At 54.5% G+C, this 10846-nt stretch carries 11 protein-coding genes and 2 tRNA genes; 8 read left to right on the top strand and 5 right to left on the bottom strand.

The genetic code is table 11. From position 1 onward, the window contains the following. Nucleotides 1-2 precede the first annotated feature (2 nt). Together MVO87_RS01215 and MVO87_RS01210 are read right to left on the bottom strand one after the other, a co-directional pair. Nucleotides 3-242, bottom strand: coding sequence for an Lrp/AsnC family transcriptional regulator (locus MVO87_RS01215; RefSeq protein WP_297513709.1), 240 nt, complete (start codon nucleotides 240-242; stop codon nucleotides 3-5). Next, on the bottom strand, nucleotides 239-1585 hold the full coding sequence (locus MVO87_RS01210) for a signal recognition particle protein Srp54 (RefSeq protein WP_297513712.1): 1347 nt from the start codon (nucleotides 1583-1585) through the stop codon (nucleotides 239-241). Before MVO87_RS01210 ends, MVO87_RS01215 begins: the two co-directional genes overlap by 4 nt. Before the next feature lie 415 nt (nucleotides 1586-2000). Here MVO87_RS01210 and MVO87_RS01205 point away from each other — a divergent pair, with 415 nt between their 5' ends. The 5 genes from MVO87_RS01205 to MVO87_RS01185 all read left to right on the top strand — a co-directional run bounded on the left by MVO87_RS01205 (nucleotide 2001) and on the right by MVO87_RS01185 (nucleotide 6812). Then, complete coding sequence (locus tag MVO87_RS01205; protein ID WP_297513714.1) at nucleotides 2001-2855, top strand: damage-control phosphatase; 855 nt, start codon at nucleotides 2001-2003, stop codon at nucleotides 2853-2855. Nucleotides 2856-2933: 78 nt separating this feature from the next. Beyond that, nucleotides 2934-3143, top strand: a complete 210-nt coding sequence (locus MVO87_RS01200) for an RNA chaperone (protein WP_297513730.1) — start codon at nucleotides 2934-2936, stop codon at nucleotides 3141-3143. Between the two features lie 80 nt (nucleotides 3144-3223). Beyond that, entirely contained in the window at nucleotides 3224-4525 is a 1302-nt protein-coding gene (locus tag MVO87_RS01195) for a hypothetical protein (protein ID WP_297513716.1), read from the top strand. Between the two features lie 41 nt (nucleotides 4526-4566). Then, the gene (gene mtnP / locus MVO87_RS01190) at nucleotides 4567-5370 is read left to right on the top strand and encodes an S-methyl-5'-thioadenosine phosphorylase (RefSeq protein WP_297513719.1); all 804 of its coding nucleotides are present in this window, start codon (nucleotides 4567-4569) and stop codon (nucleotides 5368-5370) included. Between the two features lie 98 nt (nucleotides 5371-5468). Then, nucleotides 5469-6812 carry an NAD(P)/FAD-dependent oxidoreductase gene (locus tag MVO87_RS01185; protein WP_297551931.1) on the top strand — a complete coding sequence of 448 codons (1344 nt, stop codon included), beginning with the start codon at nucleotides 5469-5471 and terminating at the stop codon, nucleotides 6810-6812. Nucleotides 6813-6941: 129 nt separating this feature from the next. On the opposite strand, the gene MVO87_RS01180 is transcribed toward MVO87_RS01185, so the two are convergent. Then, nucleotides 6942-7019: transfer RNA gene (locus tag MVO87_RS01180), tRNA-Arg, on the bottom strand. Between the two features lie 101 nt (nucleotides 7020-7120). Here MVO87_RS01180 and MVO87_RS01175 point away from each other — a divergent pair. Continuing rightward, a tRNA-Gly gene (locus tag MVO87_RS01175) sits at nucleotides 7121-7197 on the top strand. 78 nt (nucleotides 7198-7275) lie between these two features. Here MVO87_RS01175 and MVO87_RS01170 read toward each other — a convergent pair. Next, nucleotides 7276-8346 carry a hypothetical protein gene (locus MVO87_RS01170; protein ID WP_297513722.1) on the bottom strand — a complete coding sequence of 357 codons (1071 nt, stop codon included), beginning with the start codon at nucleotides 8344-8346 and terminating at the stop codon, nucleotides 7276-7278. Nucleotide 8347: 1 nt separating this feature from the next. Beyond that, nucleotides 8348-9181, bottom strand: a complete 834-nt coding sequence (gene udp / locus MVO87_RS01165) for a uridine phosphorylase (protein ID WP_297513725.1) — start codon at nucleotides 9179-9181, stop codon at nucleotides 8348-8350. Nucleotides 9182-9244: 63 nt separating this feature from the next. Here udp and MVO87_RS01160 point away from each other — a divergent pair, with 63 nt between their 5' ends. After that, a complete protein-coding gene (locus MVO87_RS01160; RefSeq protein WP_297551927.1) occupies nucleotides 9245-10297 on the top strand; it encodes a pyridoxal-phosphate dependent enzyme in 1053 nt (350 codons plus the stop codon). A gap of 35 nt (nucleotides 10298-10332) precedes the next feature. After that, nucleotides 10333-10846: AmmeMemoRadiSam system protein B (gene amrB / locus MVO87_RS01155; protein ID WP_297551929.1), on the top strand; the 514-nt coding region annotated here is incomplete at its 3' end.

Raw genomic sequence — 10846 nt, 5'->3', positions numbered from 1 at the left:
CCTCACCCCCGGTAGGTGCTTGCTATCAGCGTTTCAGTCATCTCTATCTCCGGAATTTTCCTGAGAACCTCATCGTGGAACTTGTCGAGGTTCTCTATCGTGGGCACCTCAACCCTAAGTATTATATCGTATTCCCCGTAGACCCTGTAATCTTCCTTAACGCGCGGGTCCTTCTTGAGCTCCTTGTAAACTTTCTCCTCGTTTCCAGGCTTCACAACCACCAACACGAAGGCCTCAATCATACCCCGAACCCCCCGAGGTTGAACTTCTTGGCCATCTTGGCAAGCTTTCTCTTGTTCATGCTCTTGAACATCTTCTTCATTTGGTTGTACTGGTTTAAAAGCTCTCTGACTTCAGACGTGCTTGTGCCCGAACCCCGGGCAATTCTCTTTATGCGGGAGTAGTTGATTATCTCAGGGTGCTCAAGCTCTTCTTCCGTCATCGAGTCCATTATAACGCGGTACCTCTTGAGCTTCTCCTCTCCAACGCGAATTGCCTCGTCGGGGAGCGAATAGCCGAGGCCAGGAATCATCTGGAGTATCTGCTTGAGCGGACCCATCTTCTGCATCGCCTCGAGCTGGGCATACATGTCCTTGAGGTTGAACTTGCCCTTGAGGAACTTCTCAACGTCCTCTTCCTTGAATTCCTGCTGTTTCTGGAGCTCTTCAATCTTCTCAAGGAGTCCCTGAATGTCTCCAAGGCCGAGGAGCCTTGAAACGAAGCGCTTGGGGTCAAAGGGCTCCAAATCGTCTATCCTCTCGCCGACACCGATGAACTTAATCGGCGCCCCCGTTGCGGCAACGGCGGAAAGCGCTCCACCGCCCTTGGCAGAACCGTCGAGCTTCGTGACGATTATCGAGCCTATCGGCGTTGCCTCCTTGAAGGCCAGCGCCTGGTTGTAGGCCTGCTGGCCGATGGTTCCGTCTATGACGAGGATGACCTCGTGGGGCTTTATGGCCTCGCTTATCTGCCTCATCTCCTCGATGAGGCCCTTCTCCTCCTTGTGCCTTCCGGCTGAATCCACGATTATGACGTCAACTCCTTTCTCGCGGAAGTGCTCAACCCCTTCTCTCGCGAGCTTGACCGCGTCCTTCTCGTTGGGGTCGCCGAAGACCTCTATGCCATAGGGGTCGAGGAGCTGTCTGAGCTGGTGGTAGGCTCCAGGACGCCAGGTGTCGGAACAGACGACGCCCACTTTATAGCCCCTCTTCTGAAGGTGTCTCGCCAGCTTCGCCACGCTCGTCGTCTTTCCTGAGCCCTGAATACCAACGGTGAGCAAAACTGTCGGCCTCTCCTTTATCTCAAGGGGCTTTGCCTCGGTTCCGAGGAACTTCGTGAGCTCTTCGTAGACTATCTTGATTATGTGCTCCTTCCTGCTGACGCCTGCGGGAGGTTCCTCCTCGAGGGCCCTCTTCTGTATTGTTTTCGTGAGCTGAAGAACGAGCTTGACGTTGACGTCTGCCTGCAGGAGTGCCCTCTGGATGTCCCTAACTATCTCCTTTATCGTCGCCTCGTCAACGGTTCCGGAGCGCGCGAGCTTCCTGAGGGCGTTGTTAAGGGCCTTTCCAAGTTTTTCTAACGCCATCTCACCACCGTTACTATGAGGGCCGGGGAGTTTATAAACGGTTGGGTGGGAGAACTCTGTATAAATGCACGCATTTTTCAAAAACAGCGATGATATGTCTCTTTTCTTTGGACAAAAGTGTTCATTGAAGTTCAAAATCCGTCTTAAGGCATTTTTTGAGCGAGTATAGAGCTGAAAGTGTCATTCTTGCCAGAAACGGCGCTGAAAACCTTTTTAAACTAAAAAAGGCGTATGATAAACTGGAGAGAAAGAAAAGGGGGTGAGAGAAATGATATGGCCGATAGCCATGTACGAGTACATGCTCATGCGTGAGAGGGAGAAGAGGAGAAGGAAGCCCATACCCGAGGAGCTCGAGTACGTTGAGATGCTCCAGTGAAGTATTTAAACGGTCCTTTCTATTTCTCCCGGTGGTGCTATGAGGATTCATCACGAGTGCGTTTCCTGTGCGATAAATCAGTGTCAGAAAATCGTCGAGATGAGCTTAACCGATGAGAATTCCCGCAGGGACGCGATGCTGTTTTCTCTCAAGCGCGCCTCCGAGCTGTTCTCGAAGGACTCAATTCCAGCGGTTACAGGCGGATTGCTTTTCCTTGACCTCTACGAGTTCACTGGGAACGACGACCCCTTCAGGGAATACAAGCGCCTTTCAAACGAGATGGCTGGGAGGCTCGTCGGTCACTTCGAGAACTCCGACCTTAAAACCGCACTAAAACTCGCGATAGCCGGGAACGTCGTGGACTTCTCGACGGGCTACAATCCCGAGAAGCTGGAGGAGGACATAAGAAGGGTTCTCGATGAGAGCCTTCTCATAGACCACAGCGATGAGCTCTTCGAGAGGCTGAAGCGCGCTGGGACACTCCTCTACCTCGTTGATAACTGCGGTGAGATATACTTCGACAGGCTCTTCATTGAGAAGCTGAGGGAGGAGTTCCCCGACCTTAAAATAATCGTCGCGGGTAAAGCAGGCCCGATAATAAACGACGCGACCGTTGAAGACCTCCTCGAGGCTGGCTTTGGGGAAATCGCGGAGGTAATCTCGACGGGCTCAAGATTGCCCGGCACTCCGCTTGACTACGTTTCCGGGGAGTTCCTTAGGGTTTTCCGCTCGGCGGACGTTGTCATAGCGAAGGGACAAGCCAACTTCGAGACCCTCAGCGAGCTCAACGATTCCAGAATTTTCTTCCTGCTCAAGGCAAAGTGCCCTGCAATCGCGAGAGAAATCGGTGTTCCAATGGGCTCCCTTCTCTGCCTCAACCTTCATCTTCGCTGATTGTCGATATTATTTTTAACGAATGTCTATCAGAAAACCTTTTATACTTTGAAGTTGTAGATAGTAGTGGTGATACCTATGACAACGGTGCTGAAGCGTGATGTTGGTAGGTTTTTGAAGGAGATGAAGGTTCATTACGGCGATGTCTGGAGGATGCCCTCAAGCAAATACCTTCTCAAGCCCGACTTCGTCGTCGTTGACCCCAAGACTGGAAAGAAAACGAAGGTTAGCTTTGTGTCGCTTGACGATGGTGAAGTCGTCGGCGTCGTTTACGACGAGATGGGATGATTTCGTCTTTTGCCTTATCCACTTCTGACTTTAGGCGGAAATCATAAATAGGGCTTTGTTTTACCTGACTTGGTGGGAGCATGGCGGTTGACCTTTACAATGAAGTCCTTTACTTAACGAGAAGTATTAAGGACCCTTACCTCCGGGCTATAACGTACGCGAGAATTGGGTACTACATGCACCGGGCTAAAAACCCCCGTTACGGCGAGGCGTTTACCAGAGCCTTAAAGGCCGTTGCTTCCATGGACAATCCAATATTAATGGTGAAGGCCCTTATAGAGGTCGCCACCTTTCTCGGAAAGACCGGGTCCAAAAGCGCCACGAAGACCTTTATTCAGGCTTACGAGTCCATTAAGACCTTCCCCCAACCCCTACGGGATGAAATGCTTGAGGAACTTGTCCACAGGCTTTTGGAGCTTGGACGGGTTGACGACGCTTTCTTCTACGCCAAGGAAATTGAGAACCGCGTTAAGCGCAACGACACACTTCTTCAGGTTCTCCATAGCTACATTGAAAAGGGCAACCTGCGGAAGGCCCGGCTCATTCTTGAGTTCATCGAAGACGAACCCTGGCATTCCATCGCGGCGTACGAGGTTCTTAAAGAGCACCTTAAGCGTGAGGAGTTCGGCAGTGCCATCAAGGTTCTCTCTGAGTTCAAGAGTGAGTACTGGCTCGGGGAGGCCATGAAGACCGTCGCGGTTCATCTCAAGAAGGCCAACGTTCCGGAGGGCACCTACGAGAAGTTCGTTGATATAGCTCTCAGTATCTCCTCGAAAGTGGGTTTCGAAGTACTCATATCGTTCCTTATAGGTGTTGCGGCCCAAGGGGAGATAGACTTCGTCATTGGAGTTCTCTCGAAGGTTCCCCGTGAGCTTCGCCCAGAGCTTCTAAAGTCAATAGTTCTGGCGGTTCTTGATAGACCCGAGCTCCTGGAGAGGCTTGTTGACAGACTCATCGGCGATGAGAAGGAGCTCGTTATGAGCGCAATCCTTGATGCCCTCCTTGAAAGACAGCCCAACTACGGGTACTACGAGCTCGTGAAGAGAATCGGCTCTGAAACCGACAGCGAGAGGGTAATAGTCAAGGCGGTCCGCTACCTGTCAAAGCTCCACGCCTACGACGACGCCTGGGAGCTGGCTTCGAAAGTGACCAATCCGTATCTCCGCTCGCTGGCCTTCGGAAGCATCGCCGTTGAGAAGCTCAAGGAGAACGACGTTGACGGGGCGATAGATGCATCGCTCGAAGTGAAAGACCCGCGCTGGGGTTCGTGGCTCCTCAGCGAAATCCTCGCCAAAATCCTTGAGGTTCAAACCGGCGGCGAGTTAAAAGAGGACATCGAGGAGCGCGCCGAAGCACAGCGCAAACTCTGGGAAGGAAGCTAACGTTTTAAAGTTCTCCCTCAATTCTCTTTTCAGGTGATACCATGCCGAGGATAGCCATCATTGGAGGCTCCGGAGTCTACGACCCTAAACTGCTTGAGAACGTAAGAGAGGAAACCGTTGAGACCCCCTACGGAGCGGTAAGGGTCAAGATAGGGACTTACAAGGGCGAGGAGATAGCGTTCCTGCCAAGGCACGGGGAGAAGCACAGCGTTCCGCCCCACAAGATAAACTACCACGCCAACATCTGGGCGCTTCACGAGCTCGGTGTTGAAAGGATTCTGGCAACTTCAGCCGTTGGCTCTCTCAACCTCGACATGAAGCCCGGTGACTTCGTAATCCTCGACCAGCTCATGGACTTCACGAAGACCAGGCACTACACATTCTACGACGGTGAAGATAGCCCCCACGACAGGAAGTTCGTCGCCCACGTGGACTTTACCGACCCCTACTGCCCGGAGCTCAGGAACGCGCTCATAACAGCGGCCAAGGAGCTCGGCTTCGCTTACCACCCGACCGGAACCTACGCCTGCATGGAGGGACCGCGCTTCGAGACGAGGGCGGAGATAAGGGCGCTCAAAATACTCGGTGCGGACGTCGTTGGCATGACCCAGTGTCCGGAAGCTGTTCTCGCGAGGGAGCTTGAGATGTGTTACGCGAGCGTTGCCATAGTTACCAACTACGCCGCGGGAATCAGCAAGGAGAAGCTCACCCACACCGAGGTCGTCGAGCTCATGGCAAAGAAGGGCGAGGAGATAAAGCTCCTCCTCATGAAGGCAGTGGAGCACATCCCCAAGGAGCGTCGCTGTCCGTGCAAGGATGCCCTTAAGGGTGCAACGGGCGAGTGATGTTCTTTTCCCTCCATTTCTCCCCCGAAAAGTGCTTACGTTGAGAACCGAAGGTTAAAGAAAGTGTTTAATAGTAGGGAGGCCTAATTCTTCCGGTGATGCGAATGAAGTACGATGTCGTGATTATCGGAGCCTCAGCTGGGGGTATCACAACGGCCATCTCGGCCAAGAAGTTCTACCCCGACAGGAGCGTCCTCGTCATCAAGAGGGAAAAGGTGGGCATGATTCCCTGTGGAATCCCCTACATCTTCGGAACCCTGAAGAGTGTTGACGACGACGTACTGCCTGTTGAGAAGTTCTTGGAGCCCCTTGGCGTTGATATCCTGACGGACGAGGTTACCGACATCGACCCGAAGAGGAAGGTCGTCAGGACCAAGTCCGGAAAGGAGATAGCCTGGGAGAAGCTGGTCTTGGCGACAGGCTCGAAGCCTGCAAGGCCGAACTTCCCGGGGGTTGACCTCGATGGGATATACACCGTCCCCAAGGACTACGAGTACCTCAAGAAGCTCCGGGAGAAGGTAGAGGAAGCCGAGAAAATTGTTATCGTCGGCGGGGGCTTCATAGCCTTAGAGGTTGGCGACGAGATAAGGAAGCTTGGCAAGGACGTGACTCTGGTCGTCAGGAGCAGGCTTCTGAGAAGCTCTTTTGACCCGGAGTTCAGCGAGATGATTGAGGAGAGGATGAAGGAAGCTGGAATAAAAATTGCCTACGGGCAGGTTGAGGGCTTTGCGGGGAACGGGAAGGTGGAGAAAGTCAAGCTCCTCGACGGAAGGGAAATCCCGGCCGATTTGGTAATTCTGTCCACAGGTTACCGGCCCAACGTTGAGCTGGCCGTTAAGGCCGGCCTCAAGGTTACGCGCTACGGCATCTGGACCGACGAGTACATGAGGACGTCTCATCCCGACATCTTTGCGGTCGGCGACTGCGTGGAGCACAGGGACTTCTTCACCGGCAAGCCCTACGGCCTTATGCTCGCCTCTACGGCCACCTTCGAGGCGAGGATTGCAGGGGCCAACCTCTTCAAGCTTCAGATTGTGAGGGAGAACAGAAGGACTATAGGTGCCTACTCGACCCACGTGGCAGGTCTCACACTGGCCGCGGCGGGCCTAACCGAAGAAGCCGCAAAAAAAGAGGGCTTCGAGGTCATAGTAGGCAGGGCGTCAGGCCCGGACAGGCACCCGGCGAAGTTCCCGGACACCTCGATGGTGACGGTGAAGCTCATCTTCTCCCGCGACAGGGGTGCGATACTCGGGGCCCAGATAGCTGGTGGCAAAAGCGTCGGCGAGATGATAAACATCCTTGCCTTGGCCATACAGAAGAGGCTCACGGCGAGCGAACTCTACACCCTCCAGATAGCGACCCATCCGCTTCTGACGGCCTCGCCCGTCGGCTATCAGATACTCCAGGCGGCCGAGGACGCGCTGGCGAAGCTGAGAACATGAGTTTTCTCCTGAATTTCCTTTTCTTCACAAATGGTGTACTGCCTTTTAAGAGTGCAAACTTCTTGGAGTTGCTTTTTTAGAAAAGAATCACGAACCTTGGTCAAACTTCGCGCAGGCGAAGTTTGTAACTGGCGCCCCGGCGGGGATTTGAACCCCGGACCTCGAGGTCCGCAGCCTCGCGCCCTATCCAGACTAGGCCACCGGGGCACTGCCCGCTAACCCTTCTCGGAAACGCTTTATAAATTTAACCTTTCCCAAAGACCGAAAAATTTATAAATGCTCTCCGGATGAGTTAGTATCGGGCCTGTGCGGTGGTAGTCTAGCCTGGCTAGGACAGCGGCCTGCCACGCCGCTGGCCCGGGTTCAAATCCCGGCCACCGCACCACAAACTTCTTCTGGGACTTCATCTCAAAACGAGTTCTCTCGGTCTGCTTTCTCTCATAACAAAAAAGAATATTAGGTTTTAGCTCTCACTGGAGTTTTCAACGCTTTTTCCAAGCTCAAAGAGCTCCCTGGAAATCCTTCTCAGCCGTTCGTCGCCTTTTTTCTTGGCCTCCTCGAGCATCTCAAAGGCGAGGAACTTCAGAATCCTGCCCCTCTTCCATTCGTCCGTTGCCCATATCAGCGCGTTTCGTAGGAACTCCGTGTCAACTCCCCTCTCCTTGGTGACCTCATAGGCTACCATCAGCCTCGTTGCGGGGTTATGGGTCTTTTCGAGGTACTTCAAAACGAGCTCCGGCCGGTCGAGGTTTTTCCTGGCCAAGAGTGACCCCAGGACATCCGAAACTTCGAGCTCCCGGAATATTTCTTCTGCCCTGGCCGTGTCTCCCGTTTCAAGGAGCTTCACGCCAATTTCCTCAAGGTAAAAGCTCCTGAAGGGCTCTGGAAGCCCCTTTGCGAGCTTCTCGGCTTCTTCAAGCCCACCATCCTCGATGAGCTTTCTGATGTACTCGAACACGTAGTCCTCAGGTTCTGACTCCTCGCTTTCAAAAATCGGCTTCGGCGGTTCCCTCTTTGGCCCCTCTGCCGACCTGTCTATTACCCCACCCATGACCTCCCCCTTAATCCTGTGGAGCACCGAGCCAGGCATCAGCTTGCCGTCCTTGTAGATAACTCCATAGGGGAGGGGTTTGAGGTCCTCGAGGTCTCTCTCATCGAGTTTCAGGTCGCTCAGCCGAATCTCAATGCCCTTGGTCGCTATGGCCCTCGCCAGGAAATTGCTAACCGCCCGAAAGGCTTTCTTTCTCAGGAAAGAGTTCTCAATCTTTCTCGCAGTTTCCAGGGCCTCTTTGAACTTCCCGTTCTTGGAAAAAACGTAGGCCAGGGAGCGAAGCGCCTCGTCCCTAACCGAGGGTTCCTCTATGGACAGTGCCACCTCGAGGGCCCTCTCCGGTTCATTCGCAAGGGCTTCTGCGACCCATCTCAGGGCGTAGGAGCGCCAGTAGGGGTCTTCTATCTTCCTTGCCTCCCCCTCTGCCCCCGCAACGTCCCCTTCACTGAGGAGTTGCCTGACGAGTAACAGCCTCTCGTCCATCTCAACCCCTCAGCCCCGGGAACCACACCTTCTTTCCTTTCTTCTCCTTCTCCTCGTCCCATTCGGCGAGTATCTTCACCGCCTCGCTCGCGACCATCGCGGCTTCCTTCTCTCCGGCCTTTCCGAACTCGTTCGTAATGCGGTTCGCGAAGACGGCGCACACGCAACCTGCCCTGAGCCCGTAGATGTTGGCAAGCGTGAACAGCGTGGCCGCTTCCATCTCGAAGTTCGTGACCCTCGCCTGCCTGAGGTCGTCGAGGATGTTCCTCGCGAAGCTTGGGAAGTAGCCGTTCAGACCCGGCCTTCCCTGACCGAGGTAGAAGCTGTCCGTCGAGGCAGTTATGCCTATGTGGTACTTAACGCCGAGGGTTTCGGCAGCCTCTATGAGCGCGAGCGTCACCTCAAGGTCAGCAACGGCCGGGTACTCGACGCGGACGTACTGCTTTGAGGTTCCCTCAAGCCTCACAGCGGCCTTGGCTATAATCAGGTCCCCTATCTCCATCCCCGGCTGGATTGCGCCGGTGGAGCCGACTCTTATGAACGTGTCAGCGCCTATCGCCGCGAGCTCCTCGATGGCGATAGCGGTCGAAGGCCCGCCTATCCCCGTCGAGGTGACGCTTATTGGAACGCCCTTGTATTTGCCCGTGTGCGTTCTGTACTCGCGGTGGAAGGCTATCTCCCTTGCTTCATCCCAGAGGGAGCTTATCTTCGGAACCCTCTCCGGGTCGCCCGGCAGGAGAACGTAGCGCGCAACATCACCGGGCTTGCAGGCTATGTGGTACTGGTAGCCTTCCTCTGTTTGTGGCCTTTCGGCTGAAATGAACTTCTCACCCATGGCAACCACCTTTTTAAGTTTCGATGTCCTTTATTCCACACCATCCCTAAAAAAGGTGATGCTATGCTGCGCTGTTCCCGTTGCGGGAAAACTTATCCAGAAACCTTTCGCCTTACCTGCGACTGCGGAGGAACGCTTCTCGTTGAGCGGAACTTAGAAGCCTTCACACCAGAGCCGTTCCTTGACGTGAGGCGCTACCGCAGGTATCTGCCCGTTAACGGGGAAGTAGCCCCGGTTCCAGCGGTTACGCCTGTAAGCGGGCTCGAAATCAACGGTGTTAAGGCCTTCTTTAAGCTTGATTACCTCCAGCCGAGCGGTTCCTTTAAGGACAGGGGCACCTGGGTTACGGTTTCAAAGTTGCTCGACGAGGGCATCAAAGAGGTCGTCCTCGATAGCTCCGGCAACGCTGCGCTGAGCTTCGCGCTCTACGGCCTTGCAAACGGAATCCGTGTTCATGCCTTCGTCTCCTACGATACGAGTCCCGGCAAGCTCTCGCTCCTCCAGGGGCTTGGTGCCGTGGTTCACTACGTTGACGGCGATAGGATGACCGTCCACGAGCGCGCGGTCGAGTTCTCCGAGCGGAGGGGAGTTACCTACGTCTCCCACTGGTTCAATCCCTACTTCATGGAGGGCACCAAGACAATCGCCTTTGAGCTTTACGAGCAACTTGGCGTTCCTGACTGGGTTCTTGCCCCGACCGGAAGCGGAACACTCTTTCTCGGCCTCTGGAAGGGCTTTTCCGAGCTAAGTGCAATGGGGGAAATTGATAGACTTCCAAGGCTCGTTGCGGTTCAGGCTTCCGGCTACGAAAGCCTCTGCGAGCGCTCGGCAGTGAAAAACACCTTCGCTGAAGGTATAGCCATTCCCGAACCGCCGAGGCACTATGAGATGAGAAAGGCGCTGAAAGAGACCGGTGGGCTCTGCGTGAGCGTTGACGAGCTTGAAACGATTGGCGCACTCAGCTGGCTTAAGAGGCATGGCTTCTTGGTCGAGTCAACATCTGCCGTTGTCCTCTCCGCGCTGTGGAAGCTCATTGAAAGGGGCCTGGTTGAAAAAGGGGCACTCGTTGTTCTGCCCCTGACGGGGTCTGGACTTAAACTAACCCAAGGTATTTAAACTCTTACGTCAACTAACTCCGGGGGGTGATGGCGATGATAAGGTACCCGGCAGTCGCGGGAAGCTTCTATCCATCTGACGAGGCGCTCATCGAGATGTTAGAGGAGTTCTTCAGGGACCTCGGTGAGGAGGGAAGCGAGAGAAGGATAACTGCTGGAGTGGCGCCCCACGCGGGCTATGTCTTTTCAGGCTACACAGCATCGAGAACTTACAAGGCCATCTTCGAGGACGGCCTGCCGGAGACCTTCGTAATCCTCGGGCCGAACCACACAGGCTTAGGCTCGCCGATAGCGATATACCCGGAGGGTGAGTGGCTCACCCCGCTCGGGAGCATAGCCATTGACGCCGAGATGGCCAAGGCAATAGCAAAGCTCTCCGGGATAGCGGATTTGGACGAATTGGCTCATAGGTACGAGCACTCGATAGAAGTTCAGGTGCCCTTCATTCAGTATCTCGCCGAGCTCGCTGGAAAGGACGTCAAAATCGTCCCGATAACCCTTGGAATCCAGGACGAAGATGTCTCAAGGGCCCTCGGAAAGGCTATATACG

Origin of the sequence: Thermococcus sp., assembly GCF_027063845.1 — an archaeon.
In the GTDB taxonomy this organism is placed as follows: Archaea; Methanobacteriota_B; Thermococci; order Thermococcales; family Thermococcaceae; genus Thermococcus.
This window is presented reverse-complemented; position numbering and strand designations above follow the sequence as displayed.